At 60.0% G+C, this 24806-nt stretch carries 22 protein-coding genes and 1 other annotated feature; of the genes, 12 read left to right on the forward strand and 10 right to left on the reverse strand.

The features are described 5' to 3' along the window. The first annotated feature begins 49 nt into the window (after nucleotides 1-49). Both nadR and GUC32_RS03015 read left to right on the forward strand, forming a co-directional pair. Nucleotides 50-1324 (forward strand): multifunctional transcriptional regulator/nicotinamide-nucleotide adenylyltransferase/ribosylnicotinamide kinase NadR, encoded by a 1275-nt coding sequence (nadR, locus tag GUC32_RS03010; RefSeq protein ID WP_025305219.1) that lies wholly within the window; start codon nucleotides 50-52, stop codon nucleotides 1322-1324. A gap of 134 nt (nucleotides 1325-1458) precedes the next feature. Beyond that, nucleotides 1459-2892 (forward strand): glycosyltransferase family 39 protein, encoded by a 1434-nt coding sequence (locus GUC32_RS03015; RefSeq protein WP_164064031.1) that lies wholly within the window; start codon nucleotides 1459-1461, stop codon nucleotides 2890-2892. 31 nt (nucleotides 2893-2923) lie between these two features. Here the strand turns inward: GUC32_RS03015 and GUC32_RS03020 are convergent, their stop codons facing one another. After that, nucleotides 2924-3925 carry a zinc-binding alcohol dehydrogenase family protein gene (locus GUC32_RS03020; protein WP_049205434.1) on the reverse strand — a complete coding sequence of 334 codons (1002 nt, stop codon included), beginning with the start codon at nucleotides 3923-3925 and terminating at the stop codon, nucleotides 2924-2926. A gap of 97 nt (nucleotides 3926-4022) precedes the next feature. Between GUC32_RS03020 and GUC32_RS03025 the strand changes: the two genes are divergently transcribed. Beyond that, a complete protein-coding gene (locus tag GUC32_RS03025) occupies nucleotides 4023-4934 on the forward strand; it encodes a LysR family transcriptional regulator (protein ID WP_025305222.1) in 912 nt (303 codons plus the stop codon). 31 nt (nucleotides 4935-4965) lie between these two features. On the opposite strand, the gene ettA is transcribed toward GUC32_RS03025, so the two are convergent. The 4 genes from ettA to GUC32_RS03045 form a co-directional block, all read right to left on the reverse strand. After that, a complete protein-coding gene (gene ettA / locus GUC32_RS03030) occupies nucleotides 4966-6633 on the reverse strand; it encodes an energy-dependent translational throttle protein EttA (RefSeq protein WP_025159620.1) in 1668 nt (555 codons plus the stop codon). A 142-nt stretch (nucleotides 6634-6775) separates the two neighbouring features. Beyond that, on the reverse strand, nucleotides 6776-7273 hold the full coding sequence (locus tag GUC32_RS03035) for an OmpA family protein (protein ID WP_016929155.1): 498 nt from the start codon (nucleotides 7271-7273) through the stop codon (nucleotides 6776-6778). A 38-nt stretch (nucleotides 7274-7311) separates the two neighbouring features. Beyond that, on the reverse strand, nucleotides 7312-8559 hold the full coding sequence (locus tag GUC32_RS03040; RefSeq protein ID WP_025305223.1) for a diguanylate cyclase: 1248 nt from the start codon (nucleotides 8557-8559) through the stop codon (nucleotides 7312-7314). Further along, nucleotides 8556-9161 (reverse strand): YfiR family protein, encoded by a 606-nt coding sequence (locus tag GUC32_RS03045; RefSeq protein ID WP_038630191.1) that lies wholly within the window; start codon nucleotides 9159-9161, stop codon nucleotides 8556-8558. Before GUC32_RS03045 ends, GUC32_RS03040 begins: the two co-directional genes overlap by 4 nt. A gap of 639 nt (nucleotides 9162-9800) precedes the next feature. Here GUC32_RS03045 and sltY point away from each other — a divergent pair. Together sltY and trpR are read left to right on the forward strand one after the other, a co-directional pair. Next, entirely contained in the window at nucleotides 9801-11729 is a 1929-nt protein-coding gene (gene sltY / locus GUC32_RS03050; protein ID WP_049205432.1) for a murein transglycosylase, read from the forward strand. Nucleotides 11730-11783: 54 nt separating this feature from the next. Further along, nucleotides 11784-12113: a trp operon repressor gene (trpR, locus tag GUC32_RS03055; RefSeq protein ID WP_016929152.1), complete on the forward strand. Its 330-nt coding sequence runs from the start codon at nucleotides 11784-11786 to the stop codon at nucleotides 12111-12113. Between the two features lie 11 nt (nucleotides 12114-12124). On the opposite strand, the gene yjjX is transcribed toward trpR, so the two are convergent. Further along, on the reverse strand, nucleotides 12125-12643 hold the full coding sequence (yjjX, locus tag GUC32_RS03060; RefSeq protein WP_004933015.1) for an inosine/xanthosine triphosphatase: 519 nt from the start codon (nucleotides 12641-12643) through the stop codon (nucleotides 12125-12127). A 101-nt stretch (nucleotides 12644-12744) separates the two neighbouring features. Here yjjX and gpmB point away from each other — a divergent pair, with 101 nt between their 5' ends. After that, on the forward strand, nucleotides 12745-13392 hold the full coding sequence (gene gpmB / locus GUC32_RS03065) for a 2,3-diphosphoglycerate-dependent phosphoglycerate mutase GpmB (RefSeq protein ID WP_025305227.1): 648 nt from the start codon (nucleotides 12745-12747) through the stop codon (nucleotides 13390-13392). Here gpmB and robA read toward each other — a convergent pair. Continuing rightward, nucleotides 13389-14258, reverse strand: a complete 870-nt coding sequence (gene robA / locus GUC32_RS03070; protein ID WP_025305228.1) for an MDR efflux pump AcrAB transcriptional activator RobA — start codon at nucleotides 14256-14258, stop codon at nucleotides 13389-13391. The two genes, gpmB and robA, sit on opposite strands and share 4 nt — an antisense overlap. A 342-nt stretch (nucleotides 14259-14600) precedes the next feature. On the opposite strand from robA, the gene creA reads away from it, so the two are divergent. Then, on the forward strand, nucleotides 14601-15080 hold the full coding sequence (gene creA / locus GUC32_RS03075; RefSeq protein WP_004933005.1) for a protein CreA: 480 nt from the start codon (nucleotides 14601-14603) through the stop codon (nucleotides 15078-15080). Between the two features lie 52 nt (nucleotides 15081-15132). Here the strand turns inward: creA and arcA are convergent, their stop codons facing one another. Continuing rightward, nucleotides 15133-15849, reverse strand: a complete 717-nt coding sequence (gene arcA, locus GUC32_RS03080) for a two-component system response regulator ArcA (protein ID WP_025305229.1) — start codon at nucleotides 15847-15849, stop codon at nucleotides 15133-15135. 629 nt (nucleotides 15850-16478) lie between these two features. Between arcA and GUC32_RS03085 the strand changes: the two genes are divergently transcribed. The 5 genes from GUC32_RS03085 (at nucleotide 16479) to thrC (ending at nucleotide 22210) form a co-directional block, all read left to right on the forward strand. Continuing rightward, a complete protein-coding gene (locus GUC32_RS03085) occupies nucleotides 16479-17165 on the forward strand; it encodes a tRNA/rRNA methyltransferase (RefSeq protein ID WP_043136020.1) in 687 nt (228 codons plus the stop codon). Nucleotides 17166-17377: 212 nt separating this feature from the next. Then, the gene (thrL, locus tag GUC32_RS03090; protein WP_086581142.1) at nucleotides 17378-17446 is read left to right on the forward strand and encodes a thr operon leader peptide; all 69 of its coding nucleotides are present in this window, start codon (nucleotides 17378-17380) and stop codon (nucleotides 17444-17446) included. Further along, nucleotides 17385-17502, forward strand: a sequence feature (Thr leader region). (Overlaps the previous gene by 62 nt.) 24 nt (nucleotides 17503-17526) lie before the next feature. Further along, the gene (gene thrA / locus GUC32_RS03095; protein WP_043136016.1) at nucleotides 17527-19986 is read left to right on the forward strand and encodes a bifunctional aspartate kinase/homoserine dehydrogenase I; all 2460 of its coding nucleotides are present in this window, start codon (nucleotides 17527-17529) and stop codon (nucleotides 19984-19986) included. Between the two features lies 1 nt (nucleotide 19987). Further along, nucleotides 19988-20917, forward strand: coding sequence for a homoserine kinase (gene thrB, locus GUC32_RS03100; protein WP_043136013.1), 930 nt, complete (start codon nucleotides 19988-19990; stop codon nucleotides 20915-20917). A gap of 3 nt (nucleotides 20918-20920) precedes the next feature. Further along, on the forward strand, nucleotides 20921-22210 hold the full coding sequence (thrC, locus tag GUC32_RS03105; protein ID WP_043136010.1) for a threonine synthase: 1290 nt from the start codon (nucleotides 20921-20923) through the stop codon (nucleotides 22208-22210). Nucleotides 22211-22256: 46 nt separating this feature from the next. Here the strand turns inward: thrC and yaaA are convergent, their stop codons facing one another. Both yaaA and GUC32_RS03115 read right to left on the reverse strand, forming a co-directional pair. Further along, complete coding sequence (gene yaaA, locus GUC32_RS03110) at nucleotides 22257-23033, reverse strand: peroxide stress protein YaaA (protein ID WP_043136008.1); 777 nt, start codon at nucleotides 23031-23033, stop codon at nucleotides 22257-22259. Between the two features lie 106 nt (nucleotides 23034-23139). Then, entirely contained in the window at nucleotides 23140-24576 is a 1437-nt protein-coding gene (locus GUC32_RS03115) for a sodium:alanine symporter family protein (RefSeq protein WP_025301518.1), read from the reverse strand. Nucleotides 24577-24806 lie beyond the last annotated feature (230 nt).

Raw genomic sequence — 24806 nt, forward strand, 5'->3', positions numbered from 1 at the left:
CGGCGAGCAAGATATGCTATTTTGTTTAGCATATTAAACGGAGGTGGCCATGCCGCAATTTGATTACCTGAAGACGTCCATCAAGCAAAAGGGTTGTACTCTGCAGCAGGTGGCGGATGCCAGCGGCATGACCAAGGGCTATCTGAGCCAGCTGTTGAACGACAAAATCAAAAGCCCGAGCGCGCAAAAGCTCGAGGCGCTGCACCGTTTTCTCGGGCTGGAGTTCCCGCGCAAAGAGGTTAAAGTCGGAGTGGTGTTTGGTAAATTTTACCCACTGCACACCGGCCACATCTATCTGATCCAGCGCGCCTGCAGCCAGGTGGACGAGTTGCACGTTATTTTGTGCCACGACGAACCGCGCGACCGCGAGCTGTTCGAGAACAGTTCGATGTCGCAACAGCCGACGGTCAGCGATCGCCTGCGCTGGCTGCTGCAGACCTTCAAGTATCAGAAAAACATCCATATCCACTCGTTCGACGAGCAGGGCATCGAACCGTATCCGCACGGCTGGAACGTGTGGAGCGACGGCATGAAGGCCTTTATGGAACAGAAGGGCATCGTGCCGAGCTTTATCTATTCCAGCGAAGCGCAGGATGCGCCGCGCTACCGCGAGCATCTGGGCATCGAAACCATTTTGGTTGATCCCGAACGGTCGTTCATGAACATCAGCGGCAATCAGATCCGCCAGGATCCGTTCCGCTATTGGGATTACATCCCGACCGAGGTGAAGCCGTTCTTCGTGCGCACCGTGGCGATCCTCGGCGGTGAGTCGAGCGGCAAGTCGACGCTGGTCAACAAGCTGGCCAACATCTTCAACACCACCAGCGCCTGGGAATATGGCCGCGATTACGTGTTTTCGCACCTGGGCGGCGACGAGATGGCGCTGCAGTACTCCGACTACGACAAAATTGCCCTCGGGCAGGCGCAATACGTGGACTTCGCAGTCAAATATGCCAACAAGGTGGCGTTTATCGATACCGATTTCGTGACTACGCAGGCGTTTTGCAAAAAGTACGAAGGGCGTGAACACCCCTTCGTGCAGGCGCTGATCGACGAATACCGTTTCGATCTGGTGATCCTGCTGGAAAACAACACGCCGTGGGTGGCGGACGGGCTGCGCAGCCTCGGCAGCAGCGCCGATCGCCTGGCGTTCCAGCGCCTGCTGGAGGAGATGCTGCGCGCCAACAACATCGAGTACGTGCACGTTGAGTCCAGCGATTACGAAGAGCGCTTCCTGCGCTGCGTCGAGCTGGTGCAACAACTGCTGGCGGCGGACGCCGGCCGGCTGGCGAATGCGCCCGCCCATCGCCACGCCGCAGGCTGAGGGAAATTAGCGTAATGTGCGATCGCGGCGGCAGAAACGGCCGCCCGGGCGCACATTTAACGGCTTGTTTAAACATGGTTCATTCGACAGCGACTAAGTTAAGATTTTCTTTACAATAACGCTCAGAAGAAGTCATGTCTTATCGCTTACTCGCTCTCTGGTTGGTCTGCTATGCCGCAGCCTGGACGCTGCTGACCGTTCATCTCGATCCTACCCTGCCTTACGACGCCGTTGAGGCGCTCAACTGGGGCCTCAACGGCGAGTGGGGCTCACCGAAAAATCCTTGGTTGGTCGGTGCGGCGATGCAGCCGGCGATCTGGCTCTCGTGGCTGCCGCTGAACGTTTACTGGTACGGCGGCCACTTCATCGCCATCGCCATCGGCATGTTGGGCGTCTGGCTATTGGCGCGCCGCCTGAGCGGCAGCACCTCGCTGGCCTGGATGGCGCTGCTGACGCTCAACCTGTCCGGCATCATCAATTTCGACATCATTCCCTACAACGACAACTACCTGTTGGTGATGCTGTGGCCGTGGATGGCGCTGTTCTTCCACCTGGCGATCTCGCGTTCGGCCAACTGGTGGCCGGCCTTCGCATTGGCCGCCGGGCTGGCGATGATGGCGAAGTACTCGACCTTCGCCTTCGTCTATTTCGCGGCGCTGTCGACGCTGTTCGTACCGCAGATCCGCCGCTGCTACCGCCAGCCGCAGTTCTATCTAGCGGTGGCGATCTGGTTGGCGCTGGTGCTGCCGAACGTGTTCTGGCTGTGGAATCACGACTTTGCCGCCTTTAAGTGGGTGGATTCGCAGATCAAGATGCAGCTCAATCTCGACATGCTGCAGTCGCTGCTGCTGGTGTTTTATCCGTCGCTGGTGCTGTGGGGGATCCTGCGGCGCAGCGGGGCGGTGCTGGCCTGGCCATCGGCCTTGCCGATGCGGGTGTTGCTGTGGGTCTACCTGTTGCCGCTCGGCATCATTACCTTCTGGTTCTCTTTCAACGTCGGCGGCCGGCTGACCGAATGGCTGCAGCCGTTCTTCATGCTGGCGCCCGCGCTGCTGGTCGGTTGCGTGCGTCAGCCGCCGGTGCGTTCGCTGCGCGCGGCGACCCTCGGGCTGATGTGCGCAGCGCTGGCGGTCTATCTGGGGTATGCCGCGGTGATGCTGGGCAACGTGCGCAACGCCGGCCAGAAGATGGTGGGTATCAAGGCGTTCAGCGCCGGGGTGGAGCGGCTGTGGCGGGAGCGGTATGGCGTCGACCTACGCTACGTCGGCGGCGAATACCTGTCGCAGTGGATGACGGTGTACGCCGGTTCCCGGCCGCAGACCATTACGCGCTGGTCCAATCATACGCGGCCGAATATCTACAACGTCAACATCAGCTATCCGCAGATTGCGCAGCACGGCGTCGCCCTGTTCGGGCGGTTGGGTGAAGACTGCGCGCATAGCGATTTCGGCGGGGAGCTGGCCCACTGGCCGAAACTGCGCCTCGACTGGCAGCAGACGCTGACCTTCCGCGCCGATCCGCAGGCCGATGAGCAAACGCTGTGCGTCGGTTTCGTTCGTCCGCAATAACGGCGGCGCAGAACGCCGCCGCGATGCGAACTTAGTAAGCGATAACCAGCTTGCCTTGCATGTGGCCGCCGAGTAGCTGTTGATGTGCGGCGGTCAGCGTGTCTACCGACAGCCCGTGCAGGGTTTCGCTCAGCGTGGTGCTCAGCTTGCCCTCGTCCAGCAGCTGCGCCACTTGCTGCAGGATCTTGCCCTGTTGCGCGATGTCCGGGGTGGTGAACATGCTGCGGGTGAACATGAATTCCCAGTGCAGTGCGGCGCTTTTCAGCTTCAGCGCGTTTTGATCCAACGGCTGCGCGTTCTCGACGATGGTGCAGATATGGCCGAGCGGCGCGACCAGCTCGGCCATCGCCGGCCAGTGGCCGTCGGTGTCGTTCAGACACAGGATGTAATCCACCTGCTCGATGCCCTGCTGCGCCAGGTTGCCCTTCAGATCGCGGTAATCCACCACCAGATCGGCGCCGCGCTCACGGCACCAGGCGGCGGATTCCGGTCTTGATGCGGTAGCGATTACTTTCACCTTGCTGCGCAATGCGGCCAGCGGAATGGCCAGCGAGCCGACACCGCCGGCGCCGCCGATGATCAGCAGCGTCTTGTGCTCCGGCGCGTCCTGAATGTTCAGGTGTTCGAACAGCGCTTCCCAGGCGGTGAGGGCGGTGAGCGGCATGGCGGCGGACTCGGCCCAGTTCAGGCTGCGCGGTTTGTGAGCGGCGATGCGTGAGTCGATCAGCTGGTGGCTGCTGTTGCTGCCGGGCCGGGTGATGTCGCCGGCGTACCACACTTCATCGCCGGGCTTGAAGCCGCTGACGCTGCTGCCCACGCCCACCACGATGCCGCTGGCGTCCCAGCCAAGGACGCGTGGCTGCTGCAGGCCGCTTTTCTGCAGACCGGCGTGCACTTTGGTGTCCACCGGATTGACCGACGCCGCTTTCACTTCCACCAACAGATCGTACTGACCGGGTACCGGCATCTCCGGTGAGATTTCGATGAAACCGGCGGGGTTCTGCGGGTCTACGGCAATGGCTTTTATCGACATGATTGTACTCCTTTCAAATGATGCCCCCAGTGTAGACCCGCAGCAGTGGAGTGATAAGATGGACAATATCTAACGGAGTGTTCGTTTAAGGTGAACAATGGAATTCAAACAGCTGCAGGACATGGCGCTGTTCGCGCTGGTGGCGGAGTGCGGCAGTTTTACCGCCGCCGCGCAGCGCGTCGGGCTGCCGAAGTCCAGCGTCAGCCAGCGTATCAGCCAGCTCGAACAAACGCTGGGGCTGCGATTGCTCAATCGCACCACGCGCCAGCTGAACCTGACCTTCGCCGGTGAGCGTTATCTGGAGCATTGTCAGGCGATGATGTCCGCCGCCGAACGCGCCGATCTGGCGCTGCAGCGGCTGCGCGATAACCCGAGCGGCCGCCTGCGCATCTCGACGCCTGCCGGGCTAGGGGCAACCCTGGTGGCGCGGCTGGCGGCGGATTTTCAGCGCCAGTACCCGGACGTTTCGCTGGAGGTGTCGGTGTCCGACGCCATGGTGGATCTGGTGCAGGAAGGTTACGACGCCGCACTGCGTACCGGCAAGCCGCAGGATTCTTCACTGATCGGCCGCCGCCTCGGGTACGCGCCGCGCTATCTGTTGGCTGCGCCGTCCTATCTGGCGCAGCATCCGCCGATCGAACACCCGCAGCAACTGCAGCAGCATCGTTGCATCGCCCATCGGGCTTGGACGGCGTGGAACCTGCGCTGCGGCGACGATTATTACCGCTGGCAGCTGCCGCTGGCGCACACCACCGACAACCTGCTGTATGCACGCGAATGTGCCATTGCCGGTGCCGGCATCACGCTGCTGCCGGCGTTTCTCAGCCGCGAGGTGGTGGCGCAGAAGCTGTTGGTGGAGGTGTTGCCGGCGTGGCGTGCGGAAGGGAACGAGCTGTATCTGGTCTACCCGAGCCGCAAGCTGAATTCCCCGGCGCTGGCCTGTTTCATCGATGTGGTGCTGCAGCATCCGGCGTTCGACGACTACGCGCGCGAGCTGGCGCGGGAGTAAAAAAAAGGCGCCGCATGCGGCGCCTTGGGGATTACTTGGCGATCTTCTTGTACTTGATGCGGTGCGGCTCGAGCGCGTCGGCGCCCAGCGTACGCTTCTTGTACTCTTCGTACTCGGTGAAGTTGCCTTCGAAGAATTCCACCTTGCCCTCGTCCTGGTAGTCCAGGATGTGGGTGGCGATACGGTCGAGGAACCAACGGTCGTGCGAGATCACCATGGCGCAGCCAGGGAATTCCAGCAGGGCGTTTTCCAGTGCGCGCAAGGTTTCGATATCCAGGTCGTTGGTCGGTTCATCGAGCAGCAGCACGTTGCCGCCAACCTGCAGCAGCTTGGCCAGGTGCAGACGGCCACGCTCACCGCCGGACAGCTCGCCCACGCGTTTGCCCTGATCGACGCCCTTGAAGTTGAAGCGGCCGACATAGGCACGGCTCGGCATCTCGGTGTTGCCGATGCGCATGATGTCCTGCCCGCCGGAGACTTCTTCCCACACGGTTTTCGAACCGTCCATGCTGTCGCGGAACTGATCGACGGACGCCAGCTTGACGGTATCGCCCAACACGATGCTGCCGGAGTCAGGTTGTTCCTGACCGGACATCATGCGGAACAGCGTGGATTTACCCGCGCCGTTCGGGCCGATGATGCCGACGATTGCCCCTTTAGGCACCGAGAACGACAGGTCATCGATCAGCAGGCGGTCGCCGTAGGACTTGCGCAGGTTGCTGACTTCGACCACTTTATCGCCCAGGCGCGCGCCAGGTGGGATGAACAGTTCGTTGGTTTCGTTACGTTTCTGGTATTCGGTGTTGTTCAGCTCTTCGAAGCGGGCCAAACGGGCCTTGCCTTTGGACTGACGGCCTTTGGCACCCTGACGCACCCACTCCAGCTCTTTCTCGATCGACTTGCGACGAGCGGCTTCGGCGGACGCTTCCTGCGCCAGACGCGCGTCTTTCTGCTCCAGCCAGGACGAGTAGTTGCCTTCCCACGGGATGCCTTCGCCGCGGTCCAGTTCGAGGATCCAGCCGGCCACGTTATCCAGGAAGTAACGGTCGTGGGTGATCGCCACCACGGTGCCTTCGAAGTCGTGCAGGAAGCGTTCCAGCCAGGCCACGGACTCGGCGTCCAGGTGGTTGGTCGGTTCGTCCAGCAGCAGCATGTCCGGTTTTTCCAGCAGCAGGCGGCACAGCGCGACGCGGCGGCGTTCACCCCCGGACAGGTGGGCGATTTTGGCGTCCCAGTCCGGCAGGCGCAGCGCATCGGCGGCGCGTTCCAGTTGGGCGTTGAGGTTGTGACCGTCGTGCGCCTGAATGATCTCTTCCAGGCGGCCCTGTTCGGCGGCCAGCTTGTCGAAGTCTGCGCCTTCTTCCGCGTACAGCGCGTACACTTCGTCCAGGCGTTTCAGCGCGCCGACCACTTCCGCCAGCGCTTCTTCCACCGATTCACGCACGGTGTGTTCGAGGTTAAGCTGCGGCTCCTGCGGCAGATAACCGATCTTGATGCCCGGTTGCGGGCGCGCTTCCCCTTCGATATCGGTATCGATGCCGGCCATGATGCGCAGCAGGGTGGACTTACCGGCGCCGTTCAGGCCCAGTACGCCGATTTTTGCCCCAGGGAAGAAGCTCAGGGAGATGTTTTTCAAAATATGACGCTTCGGCGGTACTACCTTGCCGACGCGGTGCATGGTATAGACGTATTGAGCCACGTTGCTCTAAGCCTCTCTATATCAGTATTTATAGGATGTCTGGCGGCATGAGTGTAGCCCGTTTCGATCTCGGATCCCAGACATCGCTCAGCGATCGCTAAGTATAACCGTTTATGCGCCGATAAAGGCGCATATTGGTGGCTTATGGCGTGACGACGATCGCGACGCGGCGGTTTTCCGCGCGGCCGCTGGAGGTGCGGTTATCGGCAACGGGGTCGCGTTTGCCCATGCCGCGAGTTTCGATATTGGCGCGCGGAATGCCGACGCTGGCCAGCAGATCGGCCACCGCATCGGCGCGGCGCAGGGATAGCTGGTCGTTGTAGCTGTCTTCACCGTAGTTGTCGGTATGGCCGTCCAGGCGGAACTTGGTGATGCCGACGCTCAGCAGCGCACGGCCCATCTTCTGCACCGTCTCGGTGCTTTCCGGGTTCAGCTTGCCGATATTGTTGCCGAACAGTACTTTATCCGACAGGCCGAACTCCCAGCCGTTATCGGTCAGTTTGAAGCCCTGCGATTGCAGCAGTGCAACCTGCTCGGGCGTCAGGCCCTGCGGTTTGCTCTGGCAGCCGGCGAGCGCCAGCAGGGCGACGAACGCCATCGCCAGCAGTGAAAAACGACCTTTAAACAGTTGCTGTATCATAGTCAAAATCCCTAGTTCAAGTGTTATAGCCGGGGCTCTTATTTATGTATAGCCAGCCGCCAGCCTCCGTTATAACGATGCTTTGCCTGATACATCGCATCGTCAGCTTCGTGCAAAAGACCCTGAGGCGTTGACGCGTGATCAGGGTACAGCGCAATACCGATACTCAGAGAGGTAATGACCGTCTCGTCGTTCGGCAAAATGACCGGTTGCGTCATGCAGTCGATGATGTTGTCAGCGATCTGCAAGACATCTTCCGTGCCGTGTACCGGCGCCAGCAGCACGGCGAATTCATCCCCTCCCAGGCGTGCGACCAGATCGGTTTCGCGCAGCTGCGCGCGAATGCGCCCGGCAATGGTGGTCAGCACCGCATCGCCTGCGGCGTGGCCGTAACTGTCGTTCACCTCCTTGAAACGATCGCCGTCGATAAACAGCACCGCCAATTTCGCCGGCGATTCGATATCGCCCAGCGCCCGGCTCAGTCGCCCTTCGAAGAAGGCGCGGTTCGGCAAACCGGTCAGGCTGTCGTGCGTTGCCCGGTGCGCCAGCGAGTCGTTCTCCTGCTTCAGATGGGCCTGCCAGGCCTCCAGCTCGTCGAGCAAGCCGTTGAAATCATTGCTGAGCTCATGCAACTCGGCGATAGGCGCCGACGGCACCCGCAGGCCGAAGGTGCGATCGCGGCGCACCGCATGCGCCACATTGGCGATGTCGTCCAGCGAACTGACGATGCCGACCAGCATACGGCGCGACAACACCAGGGCGCACAGGGTGCTGAGCACCAGGCAGGCGATCATGCCGACCATGCCGCGCAACAGGAAACGCAGCAGGCTGCCGCCGTTACCGCTCAGCCAGACCTGACCGACCTGCTTGCCCTCGTGGGTGATAGGCAGAATGACCGGCTCGGGCAGCGCCCAGTGCGCGACGATCTGCTCAAGGCCATGCAGCGGCCCATCGGTGGGATGGCGCCAGTTGGCTAGCATCTTGCCGTTGTTGTCGAGGATCCGCACGTCCGATACCTCTTCGTTGGAGGCGATCAGCATCAGCGCCTCGCGCGCGGCAGTGCGATCTTCAAACACTACGGCGGCTTCGACGGTATAGCTGATGGAGCGCGCGATCAGGTGCAGGTTGTGATTGGCATAGGCGCGCAGCGCAAACAGCGCCACCAGCGTCAAAAAGATGCCGGCGGTGCCGACGGCGATCAGCGCCAGCCCAAGATGCACCCGCTGCAGCACTCGGCCCAGCGTCGGGCGCGCATTGCCGGAGCGGTTTCTACGCAACAGCCTCATAGCGGCGGCGCCTGTTTGCGTGCCAGCTGCAGCACGTTGGGGTGAACGCGCACGCCGCTGCGCGCCAGAGCGTCCAGGTTGACCTTGAAACTGGCCTGGTCCCCATCGATCTGCAGGCAAAAAGCGCTGCCGGCGGAGCATTCGCTATCGTTTTCGCTGATGCTGAGAATGGAGTTGCCGGAAATGCGCTGCATGAAATTTTGTCTCTGCGCGGCGGTGATGTTCCCTAAGTAGATGACATCGCAGCCGGTACTCAGCGTTGGGCTGTCGAACGGCACGCGCTCGGCTTTAATCGGGCGCGGCGCGCTCAGCAGGATCGGATCGAACAGCCCTTCGGCATACTGGGTGGGCGCGGTCACGCACAAGCGGATCGGATTGGGTTCACGCGACCAGCGGGCGTAGCTGATGATGCCTACCACCACGGTCGTCACGGCGTGCGTGCGCTTTTGATAGGGATCATCGGCGGCGTGCGCAGGCCCGGACAACGTCAGCAGCGCTAACAAAACGATCAGCAGCAGGCGACCGATATTCAGGCGTGCGCCAAGGAAGCCCGGCTCGGGGCTTTTTGCGCAACGCATTGCTATCGCGGTCTTATTCGCCATCTTCACCCGCCATTCCGGCCTGATCCACCGCCCGCAGGCCGTGGCCTGACAAGGAAAAATCTGGCCCGCTTGAAGGGACTATCGTTTTGCTGAAAGCTGTCAGTCGCACTGCCTAATGAACACTATCTAACCCATAATTGGCGCGGATTGTATTATAAGATGTCTTCGTTGGGCGCTTTATGTGCTGTTTTCTCGGAATTATCCTACTTATTTTTGATAGTATAAAAATGCCTACCCGGGTTTGCCACCGCTTTTCTGCAAAGTTGGCGCGTTTGGCCAGCTGTCAGGCGATTTGCGCAACGGCGGGCTCATATCTCAAATGAAATAATGTGATAGCTAATAATTAAAAAGCATTTTACTTCTTTCATAAACACCGGGCCGGTTAATAAAAATCCGGTGACTGGAAATATCCCGGCGACCTGATTTGTCAGTCAAAGTAAACGTTTTTTACCTGGCTCCCGTCATGGCGATACACTTCTTCTTCTACAGTATTGAATGGATAAGCGATTGCGCTGTCTATGGTAGATATCTGCGTCCGGGCCGTGCGCCCGGCTTTATTTTGTCCCGCGGCGCCGTGCGCGGCGGTCACCGGGGGGGCTGGGCGGCTCCCTCGGTACAACCAGTGAGGAAAGAGCGAGGATGGTCAAGGTGGACAAGCGACGGCTGTTGGCAATGGGGCTGTGCCTGACGGCGTTTTCAGGCGCGGCGCTGGCGGATTCTCTGGATGCGCAACGTCAGCGCTACCAGCAGATCAAACAGGCGTGGGACGGCAATCAGATGGACGTGGTGGCGCAGCTGATGCCGACGCTGCGTGATTATCCGCTTTATCCTTACCTGGAATACCGCGAGCTGACACAGGATCTTAGCCAGGCGGGGTTCTCCGAGGTGAACGACTTTATCAAGCGCAACCCGACGCTGCCGCCGGCGAAATCGCTGGCGCCGCGCTTCGTCAATGAGCTAGCGCGGCGCGAAGACTGGCGCACCCTGCTGGCCTTCAGCCCACAGCCGCCCAAACCGATGGCGGCGCGCTGCAACTATTACTACGCCAAATGGGCTACCGGCGACCAGCAGGCGGCCTGGAGCGGCGCCGATGAACTGTGGTTGAACGGCAAAACGTTGCCGAGCGCCTGCGATCGGCTGTTCAGCGTCTGGCGCGGCGCAGGCAAGCAAACGCCGCTGGATATTCTGGCGCGTATGAAGCTGGCGCTGAAAGAGGGCAACAGCTCGCTGGTCAGCAACCTTTACAGCCAACTGCCGGCCGACTATCAAACCATGGGCAACGCCCTGGTGCGCTTGCAAAACGATCCGACCACCGTGGAAGCCTTCGCCCGCAGCGTAGGGCCGACCGACTTTACCCGTGCCGCCACCGGCATCGCCTTTGAACGCCTGGCGCGGCAGGATGTGGAAAACGCGCGGGCGATGATCCCGACGCTCGCGCGGCTGCAGAAAATGAGCGACGACGAGCGGCTGGGGCTGGAAGAGTCGGTGGCCTGGCGCCTGATGGGCAGCGACGCTACCTATGAACAGGCGCAGTGGCGCGATCAGGTGATTCTGCGCAGCCGTTCGCCTTCGCTGCTGGAGCGCCGGGTGCGCATGGCGCTGGGTAACGGCGATCGGCAGGGCGTCGCGACCTGGCTGGCCCGTCTGCCGGAAGCGTCGCGCAACAAGGATGAGTGGCGCTACTGGCGCGCCAGTCAGCTGATGGACGAAGGCAAACGCGCCGAAGGCGAGGAGATGTTGCGCAACCTGATGACCGAACGCGGTTTCTATCCGATGGTGGCGGCGCAGAAGCTGAACGCCACTTATCCAGTGATGGTGGCGGTGGCGGCCAAGCCGCGCACGTCGCTGGTCGACGGGCCGGAGGTCGCCCGGGTACGCGAGCTGATGTACTGGAATATGGACAACCTGGCCCGCAGCGAATGGGGCTCCTACGTCGCTAGCCGCAGCCGGCCGGAACAAGAGGCACTGGCGCGCTACGCCTTTGAGCAAAAATGGGCCGATCTGAGCGTGCAGGCGACCATCGTCGGCAAGCTGTGGGATCATCTGGAGGAACGCTTCCCGGTCGCTTGGCCACAGGAGTTCCGCCGCGCCACCGATGACAAGGGGATCACCAGCAGCTATGCGATGGCGATCGCGCGCCAGGAGAGCGCCTGGAATCCGAAGGCGCAGTCGCCGGTCGGTGCCGCCGGCCTGATGCAGGTGATGCCGCGCACCGCGCAGCATACGGTGCAGATGTTCAATATTCCCGGCTATGTCGGCCCGAGCCAACTGTTCGATCCGCAGACCAATATCACCATCGGCACCAGCTATCTGGAGTCGGTCTATCAGCAGTTCGGCCGCAACCGCATTCTGTCGAGCGCCGCCTATAATGCCGGCCCGTCGCGGGTGAATACCTGGCTGGGCAACAGCGCGGGGCGGATCGATCCGGTGGCGTTCATCGAAAGCATTCCGTTCTCTGAAACCCGCGGCTACGTCAAGAACGTGCTGGCTTATGATGCGTTTTACCGTTATCTGACGCACCGGCCGGCCAAGGTGCTGACCGACGCCGAGTGGCAGAGACGTTATTGATTTTGACGGCCCTATGGTATGCTGCTGTACTAGTTAAATAGTATGGTGGCTGCCATGACGCAATTATCGTTAAACGACCCCGCTCTTTCAGAACAAGGCAATGAGGATTGGCTGCGCTTCGTCGCGCTGCTGCAGAATTCGTTTGCGCAAGAACTTCATCAACCGCTGTTGCAGCTGATGTTGACGCCGGACGAGCGCACCGCGCTGGGCACCCGGGTGCGGATCATTCAGGAATTGATGCGCGGCGAGATGAGCCAGCGCGAGCTGAAAAATGAACTGGGCGCGGGGATCGCCACCATCACCCGCGGTTCTAACAGCCTGAAAGCGGCTTCACCCGCGCTGAAACAGTGGCTTGAGCAGCAGTTGCTGCACGACGCGCCCTAGCAGACTCAGCGTTATTGCTGATAGATGGCGTTGTGGAACGGCACCAGCGCCAGCAGCAGCGCCTGGTGGTAAACGCTGGTGCGGCTCAGCCGGCCGTCGGTGAAGACGCCGATGGCGCCGCCCTGACGTTTCACCTCGGCGTTGCCGGTGATCGCCGCCATTTCGCTGCCCAATTCGCGACCGGCGCGAATACCTTGTAAGATGACTTCCGGCAGCATCAGGCTCGCCGAGCGGGATTCGCCACGGATGTGCGGGTTCTCGATGGTCATCCAGGCGAAGGTCATATTCTCTTCAATCCCGGCTTCCACGCCGACCCAAAAATCGGCCTCGGGCCTGACCTGGCGCGCTTCCATGACGCGTTGACGCGAACCGGTGCGGGTTTCGTGGTTGCCTATCGGCTGCAGCGAGACGCCGCTGGCGACGTCAACGGATTCAATGCGGTATTGGCCCGCGCCAAAGACGTCATCGAAGGCGAGTTGAATAGCCTTGATCTTTGCCGGGTTGGTAGTTGCAGCGACAACATGGTACATAACGGGTTTGATATCCTTCTGGCCGATACGCCGGGCAGCGGCAAAAGCGCCGCCGGGCCGGGGATAAACGCAAATTTCACGCAGTATAACGGAAAACAAAAATGTTACAGGTATACCTCGTTCGCCATGGCGAAACGGAATGGAACGCGGCTCGCCGCATCCAGGGTCAGTCCGACAGCCCGTTAACCGCCATGGGTGAACACCAGGCCCGTCTGGTCGCCAGGCGGGTCAGCAAAGAAGGCATTACGCACATCATTACCAGCGATCTGGGGCGCACGCGCCGCACCGCGCAAATCATCGCCGAAGCCTGTGGCTGCGAAGTGATTGGCGATCCGCGTTTGCGTGAGCTGCACATGGGGGTTCTGGAAGAACGCCTGATCGACAGTTTGACGCCGCAGGAAGAGCAGTGGCGCAAACAGATGGTCGATGGTACTCCTGACGGCCGTATCCCTCAAGGCGAATCCATGGAGGAACTCGGCGAGCGCATGCGCGCCGCGCTGGAGAGCTGCCTGATGCTGCCGGAAGGCAGCAAGCCGCTGCTCGTCAGTCATGGCATCGCTTTGGGGTGTTTGATCAGTACGGTGCTGGGGCTGCCGGCCTATGCGGAACGCCGCTTGCGCTTGCGCAACTGCTCACTGTCGCGCGTCGATCATCAGCAGAGCCCGTGGCTGGCTTCCGGCTGGATCGTGGAAACGGCGGGCGATGTCACGCACCTGGACATGCCCGCGTTGGACGAACTGCAGCGTTAACGCCGAATCGGGATCAGGTAATCGCACTTGATCTCGATAGGCGCCTGATGCGGACGGCGCTCGCCTTTCGGGTAGAAGCGTTCGATGTCGTGCCCTTTGCGGCGCGTCAGCTGGAGCGCCGGCAGGCAGGTGCCGTACACCGTCAGAATAAAGTCTTGCAGGTTCTCGGTTGGCCCTTCGTAGCTGAACATCGCAAACTCACCGCCCGGCAACACCAGCGGCTGGCCTTCCTGTACCTTGTCAGGCACCTGATCCGGCTCCAGCGCCGTGGTATACAGCACTTCCTGTTCGTCGTCCTTCTCCTGGCTTGGGCGCGAGTGGTGCAGCCCGTACAGCACCGGCGGCAGGGTTTCGACGTCACCGAGGAACTGACGCCAGAACTGCGAGCGCAGTTCAGTGCGCACGGTGGTGATCTGTTCCAGCGTACAGGAGTAGCTTTGGGTCAGGCCGACCAGGTGTTTGTCTGGCAGCGAGACGAATTCCGGCTGCGGCAGAGTGAAGGCCCCCAGACGGATCGGCGGACAGATGCCGAACGCATTCCAGTCCTCGGCGCGGCGGTACAGCGCCGGCGTTTGCGCAAACTGTTTTTTGAAGGCGCGGGTGAAGGTCTGCTGCGAGTCGAAACGATATTGCAGGGCGATATCCAAAATCGGCCGGCTGGTCAGACGCAGCGCGACGGCGGCTTTGGACAGTCTCCTTGCCCGGATGTAAGCACCGATGGCATTACCGGTAATATCTTTGAACATCCGTTGCAGATGCCATTTGGAGTAGCCGGCCTTGGCCGCCACGTTATCCAGCGACAAGGGTTGGTCCAAATGGCTTTCCAGCCAGCTAAGCAGATCACGAATGATACCGGCTTGATCCATAGATCTTCCTCGTAAAGCTTGGGGGTAGGAACCCGAACTGTTGATTCGTCACGCTGGTGCTGCGCTATCAGACCGATCCATGAGCCATTATGCGTTGCACTCTTTGCCTCTGCTGCGCATGCCGCGCCAGAGTTGGATTGGGGTACACCGTAGTGGGCGCAAAGAAATAACGACGCCGCATCATAGCAACTTTTTTACTCCGCGACTCTCAAAGATTTTTGTCACGCTCTGTGCTAAAACGGACGGTGCGGACCCGTATAAAACCGATTCCGTGAGCTTAGACATAAATAATGGCGATCGCCGAACCTATTTTTGCGGCAAGGTTATATCGGAGTTAAGTAAATGAAAAAAAGCTGGATATTTTTATTCGGTTTGGTTTGCGCAACCGTGGGAAGCGCACAGGCGGAGCAAGTGGGCTCCGTTGATACGGTGTTTAAATTGTTGGGGCCGGACCACAAAATCGTGGTCGAAGCGTTCGACGATCCGGATGTTAAAAATGTAACTTGTTATATCAGCCGCGCCAAAACCGGCGGTATCAAAGGCGGCCTGGGGCTGGCGGAAGACACCGCCGACGCGGCCATTTCCTGCCAGCAGGTCGGGCCTATAGAGCTGAGCGACAAGATCAAAAACGGCAAGGCGGAAGGCGATGTGGTGTTCCAGAAACGCACTTCGCTGGTGTTCAAGAAGCTGCAGGTGGTGCGCTTCTACGACGCCAAGCGCAATTCACTGATCTACCTGAGCTATTCCGACAAGGTGATCGATGGCTCGCCGAAAAATGCGCTGAGCGCGGTGCCGATCATGCCGTGGGCTGAGACGAAATAAAAAAAACGGGGTTCAGCATGCTGAACCCCGTTTTCATGACGGCAGGCGGGAGTTACTCTTCCAGCTCGCCGCAGAAGCGGTAGCCTTCGCCGTGAATGGTGGCGATGATTTCCGGCGTGTCCGGCGTCGATTCGAAGTGTTTGCGAATGCGACGGATGGTGACGTCCACGGTGCGGTCATGTGGCTTCAGTTCGCGACCGGTCATCTTCTTCAGCAGTTCGCCGCGGGATTGGATCTTGCCCGGGTTTTCGCAGAAGTGCAGCATGGCGCGGAATTCACTGCGCGGCAGTTTGTACTGTTCGCCGGCCGGGCTGATCAGCGAGCGGCTGTTGATGTCCAGTTCCCACCCGTTGAACTTGTAGCTCTCGACCAGGCGGCGCTCTTCGCCCAGGCTGCCCAGATTCATGGTGCGCGACAGCAGGTTACGTGCGCGGATAGTCAGCTCACGCGGGTTGAACGGCTTGGTGATGTAATCGTCGGCGCCGATTTCCAGGCCGAGGATCTTATCCACTTCGTTATCGCGGCCGGTCAGGAACATCAAGGCGACGCTGGCCTGTTCACGCAGTTCGCGCGCCAACAGCAGGCCGTTTTTGCCTGGCAGGTTGATGTCCATGATGACCAGATTGATATCATTTTCAGACAGGATATTGTGCATCTCTGCACCATCATTGGCTTCATGAACAATGTAGCCTTCCGCCTCGAAAATGCTCTTCAGGGTGTTACGAGTGACTAACTCGTCTTCGACAATCAGAATGTGCGGGGTCTGCATATTTGCTACCTAAAATTGCCAACAAAATAGAAAATAGGAAGTACAGAAGTCTCTGTTTTCTTAGAGGAGGGCAGAGATAGCGCCACGTTCCCTCTCAGCAAATGACTAAAGTACGTAAACTCGTTCTTGATGCACTTTCCATCTCATGTCAACAAGATCGCTAGCCTGGTGGGGATGCTGTTCCCTACAACCCCTGGGGTGCCAAATCGGCGCATATCCTAACCCCATTAACAGCAATATAACAGCGCGTGCCGAATTCATCACCCAACAAAACTACGCTTTGTTGACATATATCAAATTCAATTGTAGCACGTTAACAGATTTGTGAAAAACACTTACAGAAATGCCAGTTTAAGTCACAGAACCTCAAATTCTGTGAACGATTCAGCATTATCGGGCCCGATAGGATACAATTATTCGCTTATTGATCATCGTCTTGTTTTAACTCATTGATAAATAAATACAGTAAAACATAAGCATGAATAATGACTATTACGGCGGATTTATTAGCTCAACGAGCCGTTTAATCTTGTTTGTTGCTATTAACGCGTTTATTGTTACGCAATTGTAAATATAAGCGGGCGCTGCGATACCGCCAAAAGCGCAGGCCCGCCTTCGGTGGAAGAGTGATGCAGCTTCATATTGTTTTAGTGGCTCCGGCGCGGCCGGAAAACGTCGGCGCGGCGGCGCGCGCGATGAAAACCATGGGCTTCGCTTCGTTGCGCATCGTCGACAGCGAGGCGCACCTGCAGCCGGCTGCACGCTGGGTGGCACACGGGGCCGGCGAGATCCTCGACGGCGTGCAAACGTTCGCCACGTTGGAACAGGCGCTGGCGGATGTAGACTTCACGGTCGCCACCACCGCCCGCAGTCGCGCGCGTTTTCACTACTACTGCACGCCGCCTGAGCTGCTGGAACAGCTGAGTGAGCGTAAGCAGTGGGTCGGCCAGGCCGCGCTGGTGTTCGGCCGCGAAGATTCCGGCCTGACCAACGAAGAGCTGGCGCTGGCGGATTTGCTGACCGGCGTGCCGATGCAGGCGGACTACCCGTCGCTTAACCTGGGCCAGGCGGTGATGGTGTACTGCTACCAGTTGGCGAGCCTGATGGGCGTCAGCACGCCGCAGGAAAAGGTGGCGTCGGAAGGGCCACTCAAAGCGCTGCGCCACCGCGCCGATGCCTTGTTGAACGCTTTGGATGTCGGCGATGACCAAAAATTGCGCGATTGGCTGCATCAGCGCCTCGGGGCGTTGCAACAGCGAGACACGGCGATGTTGCATACGCTGCTGCACGACATCGAAAAAAAACTCGCCAAGTGATAGCGGCTCCATCAGACGGTTACCCAGCGTGATCCACTAGTAAATCGGCTTTAAGTTGTTTTTTTGTTCTGTCGTTTTGCTTTTCACCTCCGATATCGCGCAATGTCGCCGCTGAACGGAAAATAAGCAAAAAAAAGAAATAGTTTGACTTGGGATAGCGATTGCTTTAACCAATAGAGGGGACAGAGTATTTCATGAGACAGACAGACAACATGCGCAACATCAGCCTGAAAACCACAATTATTACCACCACCGATACCACAGGTAACGGGGCGGGCTGACGCGCACAGGAAACACAGAAAAAAGCCCGCACCTAATCAGTGCGGGCTTTTTTTTCGGCTTAAATTCGGAGAGATGACACATGCGAGTGCTGAAATTTGGCGGAACCTCGGTAGCGAATGCGGAACGTTTTCTGCGCGTCGCCGACATCATGGAGAGTAACGCGCGTCAGGGACAGGTAGCCACGGTCTTGTCCGCCCCCGCAAAGATCACCAACCATCTGGTGGCGATGATCGACAAGACGGTGGCGGGTCAGGACATTCTGCCGAATATCAGCGACGCCGAGCGGATCTTTGCCGATCTGCTGAGCGGCCTGGCGCAGGCGCTGCCGGGCTTTGAATACGATCGCCTGAAAGGCGTGGTCGATCAGGAGTTCGCGCAACTCAAGCAGGTGTTGCACGGCGTCTCGCTGCTGGGGCAGTGCCCGGACAGCGTGAACGCGGCGATCATCTGTCGCGGCGAAAAACTCTCCATCGCCATCATGGAGGGGGTGTTCCGCGCCAAGGGCTATCCGGTCACGGTGATCAACCCGGTGGAGAAGCTGCTGGCGCAGGGCCACTACCTGGAGTCTACCGTGGACATCGCCGAGTCCACGCTACGCATCGCCGCCGCGGCGATCCCGGCCGACCACATCGTGCTGATGGCCGGTTTCACCGCCGGTAACGACAAGGGCGAGCTGGTGGTGTTGGGCCGCAACGGCTCCGACTATTCCGCCGCGGTGCTGGCCGCCTGCCTGCGCGCCGACTGTTGCGAAATCTGGACCGACGTCGACGGTGTGTATACCTGCGATCCGCGCACCGTACCGGACGCCAGGCTGCTGAAATCGATGTCGTACCAGGAGGCGATGGAGCTCTCCTACTTCGGCGCCAAAGTGCTGCACCCTCGCACCATCACACCGATTGCCCAGTTCCAAATCCCTTGCCTGATTAAAAACACCTCTAACCCGCAAGCCCCCGGCACGCTGATCGGCAAAGACAGCACCGATGACGCGATGCCGGTCAAAGGCATTACCAACCTGAACAACATGGCGATGATCAACGTCTCCGGCCCGGGCATGAAAGGCATGGTCGGCATGGCCGCGCGGGTGTTCGCCGTGATGTCGCGCGCCGGCATTTCGGTGGTGTTGATCACCCAATCCTCTTCCGAATACAGCATCAGCTTCTGCGTGCCGCAGGGTGAACTGCAGCGCGCCCGCCGGGCGCTGGAGGAGGAGTTCTACCTGGAGCTGAAAGACGGCGTGCTGGATCCGCTGGACGTCATGGAACGCCTGGCGATCATCTCGGTGGTCGGTGACGGCATGCGCACCCTGCGTGGCATCTCCGCGCGCTTCTTCTCCGCGCTGGCGCGCGCCAACATCAATATCGTCGCTATCGCCCAGGGCTCTTCCGAGCGTTCAATTTCGGTGGTGGTCAGCAATGATTCCGCCACCACCGGCGTGCGCGTTAGCCACCAGATGCTGTTCAACACCGATCAGGTGATCGAAGTGTTCGTCATCGGCGTCGGCGGCGTCGGCGGGGCGCTGATCGAGCAAGTCTACCGCCAGCAGCCGTGGCTGAAGCAAAAACATATCGATCTGCGGGTGTGCGGCATCGCCAACTCGCGCGTGATGCTGACCAACGTGCACGGCATCGCGCTGGACAGCTGGCGCGACGAGCTGGCCGGCGCGCAGGAGCCGTTCAATCTCGGCCGCCTGATCCGGCTGGTGAAGGAGTATCATCTGCTGAACCCGGTGATCGTCGACTGTACCTCCAGCCAGGCGGTGGCCGATCAATACGTGGACTTCCTGGCGGACGGTTTCCACGTGGTGACGCCGAACAAAAAGGCCAACACCTCGTCGATGAACTATTATCAGCAACTGCGCGCGGCCGCTGCCGGTTCGCACCGCAAGTTCCTCTATGACACCAACGTCGGCGCCGGTCTGCCGGTGATTGAGAACCTGCAAAACCTGCTGAACGCCGGCGATGAGCTGGTGCGCTTCTCCGGCATCCTGTCCGGGTCGCTGTCCTTTATCTTCGGCAAGCTGGACGAAGGGATGTCGCTGTCGGCTGCGACCCTGCAGGCCAGGGCCAACGGCTACACCGAACCGGATCCGCGCGACGACCTGTCCGGTATGGACGTGGCGCGCAAGCTGCTGATCCTGGCGCGCGAGGCCGGTTACAAACTGGAACTGAGCGATATCGAGGTTGAGGCGGTGCTGCCGCCGTCCTTCGACGCGTCGGGCGATGTGGATCAGTTCCTGGCGCGGCTGCCGGAGCTGGATAAAGAATTCGCGCGCAACGTGGCCAACGCCGCCGAGCAAGGCAAGGTGCTGCGCTATGTCGGCCTGATCGACGAAGGGCGCTGCAAGGTGCGCATCGAGGCGGTGGACGGCAACGATCCGTTGTATAAAGTGAAGAACGGCGAGAACGCGCTGGCCTTCTACAGCCGCTATTATCAGCCGCTGCCGCTGGTGCTGCGCGGCTACGGCGCCGGTAACGATGTGACCGCAGCGGGCGTGTTTGCCGATCTGCTGCGCACACTGTCATGGAAGTTGGGAGTTTAATATGGTTAAGGTGTATGCACCGGCCTCGATCGGTAACGTCAGCGTCGGTTTCGATGTGTTGGGCGCGGCGGTTTCGCCGATCGACGGCACGCTGCTGGGCGACTGCGTCAGCGTCGAAGCCGCCGAAACGTTCACTTTGCAGAATGCCGGGCGCTTCGTCAGCAAGCTGCCGGCCGAGCCGAAAGAGAACATCGTTTATCAATGCTGGGAGCGTTTCTGCCAGGAGATCGGCCGCGAAGTGCCGGTGGCGATGCGGTTGGAAAAGAACATGCCGATCGGATCGGGGCTGGGTTCCAGCGCCTGTTCGGTGGTGGCTGGGCTGATGGCGATGAACGAATTCTGCGATCGGCCGCTGGATAAAATGACGCTGCTCGGCCTGATGGGCGAGCTGGAAGGGCGCATTTCCGGCAGCGTGCATTACGACAACGTGGCGCCATGCTATTTGGGTGGCCTGCAGCTGATGCTGGAAGAAGAAGGCATCATCAGCCAGGAGGTGCCGTGCTTCGACGATTGGCTGTGGGTCATGGCCTATCCCGGCATCAAGGTGTCCACCGCCGAAGCGCGCGCCATTTTACCCGCACAATACCGTCGTCAGGATTGTATCAGCCACGGCCGCTACCTGGCCGGCTTTATTCACTCCTGCCACACCCGGCAGCCTCAGCTGGCCGCCAAATTAATGCAGGACGTGATCGCTGAACCGTACCGCACCCGGCTGTTGCCGGGCTTCGCCGAAGCGCGCAAGGCGGCGCAGGACATCGGCGCGCTGGCCTGCGGCATCTCCGGCTCCGGCCCGACGCTGTTCGCCGTCTGCAACGACGGCGCCACCGCGCAACGCATGGCCGCCTGGCTGCAACAACACTATCTGCAAAACGACGAAGGTTTTGTTCATATTTGCCGTCTGGATACCGCAGGCGCTCGACTACTGGGATAACGCATGAAACTGTACAACCTTAAGGATCACAACGAGCAGGTCAGCTTCGCGCAGGCGATCAAACAAGGCCTGGGCAAGCAGCAGGGGCTGTTTTTCCCGCTGGAGTTGCCGGCGTTCGAACTGACCGAGATCGACCAGCTGCTGGAGCAGGATTTTGTCACCCGCAGCAGCCGCATTCTGTCGGCCTTTATCGGCGAAGAGGTGCCGGAAGCGGCGCTGAAGAAACGCGTACAGGCCGCCTTTGAGTTCCCGGCGCCGGTGGCGAAAGTGACGGAAGACGTCTCCTGCCTGGAGCTGTTCCACGGCCCGACGCTGGCGTTCAAAGACTTTGGAGGCCGCTTTATGGCGCAGATGCTGGCGGAAGTGGCCGGCGATCAGCCGGTGACCATTTTGACCGCCACCTCCGGCGACACCGGCGCCGCCGTGGCACACGCCTTCTACGGCCTGAAAAACGTCCGGGTGGTGATCCTGTATCCGCAGGGCAAAATCAGCCCGCTGCAGGAAAAGCTGTTCTGCACCCTGGGCGGCAACATTCATACCGTGGCGATCGACGGCGACTTCGACGCCTGTCAGGCGCTGGTGAAGCAGGCGTTCGACGATCAGGAGTTGAAAGATGCGCTACACCTGAACTCGGCCAACTCGATCAACATCAGCCGCTTGCTGGCGCAGATCTGTTACTACTTCGAAGCGGTGGCGCAGCTGCCGCAGGAAGCGCGCAATCAGCTGGTCATTTCGGTGCCGAGCGGCAACTTCGGCGATCTGACCGCCGGGCTGCTGGCCAAGTCGCTGGGTCTGCCGGTGAAGCGCTTCATCGCCGCCACCAACGCCAACGACACCGTGCCGCGCTTCCTGACCAGCGGCCAGTGGCAGCCGCACGCTACGGTCGCGACGCTGTCCAACGCCATGGACGTCAGCCAGCCAAACAACTGGCCGCGCGTGGAAGAGCTGTTCCGTCGTAAGGTCTGGCAACTGAAAGAGCTGGGTCACGCGGCGGTCAGCGATGAGACCACCAGGGAAACGATGCGTGAACTGGCCGAGCTGGGCTATATCTCAGAACCACACGCGGCCATTGCCTATCGCGCGCTGCGCGATCAGCTGCAGGAAGGAGAGTTTGGCCTGTTCCTCGGTACCGCGCATCCGGCCAAGTTTAAAGAGAGCGTAGAAGCGATCCTCGGCCAGGAACTGCCGTTGCCGAAAGCGCTGGCGCTGCGGGCCGATCTGCCGCTGCTGTCGCACTCGCTGCCGGCCAATTTCGGCGAGCTGCGCAAGTTCCTGATGGGACTGCCGGCCTGAAGTTCAGCAGGCTAAAATGCGAAAAGCCGTCTTGCGACGGCTTTTTTTATGCCTGCTCCGGGCGTTTGAACACCAGTTCATTACCCTGCGAGGCGGCTTCGTCGAAGGCGTAGCCTTCCAGGTTGAAGTCCACCAGCTGTTCGCTACGCGTCAGGCGATTTTTGATGATAAAGCGGCTCATCAACCCGCGCGCTTTCTTGGCGTAGAAACTGATGACCTTGTACTTGCCGTTCTTCTCGTCGAGGAACACCGGTTTGATCAGCGCGCCGTGCAGTTTGGCCGGCTTCACCGCCTTGAAATACTCGTCGGACGCCAGATTGACCACCACGTCATCGCCCTGTTGCTCCAGCGCTTCGTTGAGCTTTTTGGTGATCTGATCGCCCCAGAAGCTGTACAGGTCTTTGCCCTTCGGGTTTTCCAGCTTGATGCCCATCTCCAGCCGGTACGGCATCATCAGATCGAGCGGGCGCAGCACGCCATACAGGCCGGACAGCATGCGCAGATGCTGCTGGGCGAAGTCGAAATCGGCTTCGTTGAAATCCTGCGCCTGCAGGCCGGTGTAAACGTCTCCCTTGAACGCCAGCAGCGCCTGACGGGCATTGTCCGGGGTAAATGTCGGCTGCCACTCGCTAAAGCGCGCGGCGTTCAGCCCGGCCAGCTTGTCGCTGATGCTCATCAGGCTGGCGATTTGCGCCGGCGTCAGCTCGCGGCAAATTTTGATCAGCTGTTTCGACTTGTCCAGCAGTTCGGGCTGCGTGAAGCGTTCTGTCGCCAGCGGGCTTTCGTAATCGAGCGTTTTTGCAGGGGAAATAATAACGAGCATGGCCAGATCCTGTTTATCCAAGTGCGGATACTGTAGCAAAAAGCGCGGGAAAAAGGGGCAATCGGTCCAATAGGCCGGGGCGCGTATCGCAGGCGCCCCGGAAAACTCAGCGCGGCGGCTTTTGGTCGTCCCACACGCCCGGCTCCAGCTGCGACTTCAGCTCCGGATAACGGGTGGCGTCGAAGGTTGGCAGCTTGCCCAGGCGGCGTTGGCGATGGTAGTCGTCGGCCAGTTTCAGCGCCACCCGCGACAGCAGCAGGATCGCCGTCAGGTTGGTGATCGCCATCAGGGCCATGGAGGTATCTGCCATTTTCCACACCAGCGGCAGCTCCGCCAGCGCGCCGAACATCACCATGCCCAGCGCCACGCAGCGGAAAATCAGCAGGCCGCCCGGGTGGTTGTGCTCGAGGAACACCAGGTTGCTCTCGGCATAGGCATAGTTGGCGATGATCGAGGTGAAGGCGAAGAAGAAGATGGCGATGGCGACGAACGGTGCCCCCCAACTGCCGACGGCGGTTGACAGCGCGCGCTGGGTCAGATCGATGCCGCTGATGCTGTCGGTCGGCTGATCGAGTATGCCGGAAGAGAGGATGATCGCCGCGGTGGCGCTGCAGATGACGATGGTATCGATAAACACCCCGAGCATTTGCACATAACCTTGCGAAGCCGGATGCGGCGGATAAGGCGAGGCGGACGCCGCCGCGTTGGGCGCCGAGCCCATGCCGGCTTCGTTGGAGAACAGGCCACGCTGCACGCCCTGAGTCATCGCCTGGGAAATACCGTAACCGACGGCGCCGGCCGCGGCTTCCTGCAGGCCGAAGGCGCTTTTGAAGATCAGCGCCAGGATCGCCGGCATGTGTTCGATGTTATGGCCAATCACCCAGAGAGCCAACAGCAGGTAGGCGCCGGCCATCAGCGGCACCACCAGTTCGGCCACTTTGGCGATGGAACGGATGCCGCCGAAGATCACCACGCCGCTCAGCAACACCAGGCCGATGCCGACGTGCAGCGGCTGCAAATGGAAGGCGACGGCGGAGGCCTGGGCGATGGAGTTGGCCTGCACGGCGTTGAATACCAGGCCGAACGCGATGATCAGGAAGATGGAGAACAGCACGCCCATCCAGCGCATGCCGAGACCTTTTTCCATGTAATAGGCCGGGCCACCGCGGTAGTTGCCGTTATCGTCTTTGGTTTTGTAGAGCTGAGCCAGCGAGCTTTCCACAAAGGAGGTGGCCATGCCGATAAACGCCACCACCCACATCCAGAAGATGGCGCCGGGGCCGCCGGCGGTGAGGGCAATGGCGACGCCGGTCAGGTTACCGGTGCCGACGCGCGCCGCCAGCGTGGTACAGAGCGCCTGAAAAGAGGAGATGCCGGCGCTGTCGCTTTTATTGCTGTTTTTCAACACCGAGAACATGTGGCTGAAGTGGCGAAGCTGGATAAAGCGGGTACGCAACGTGAAGTAGATGCCGGTGCCGAGCAACAGATAAATCAGCACTGACCCCCACAAAATGTTGTTTATAAAATTCATCAGGTCCGTCAAGGGATCCCTCCTCTTATCGAAATGTCATGCGCACCTGGCAGCATCCACCGCAGGTGAAAAACATTGGCCTATTTTTTACAAGAGCTTAGCTGGAATCGGTCCGGCGTCAGTCGATTAAGATTTTTCGCAGATTAGCGGACGAATTGCATCAATTTTTTCGAATTTAACATAATTTATTCGGGCGATAGCACGTTATTGCCTTTCCATCCGCTCGGTTATGGCGAAAGATA

Source organism: Serratia sp. NGAS9 (assembly GCF_009905295.1).
Classification (GTDB): Bacteria; Pseudomonadota; Gammaproteobacteria; order Enterobacterales; family Enterobacteriaceae; genus Serratia; species Serratia bockelmannii.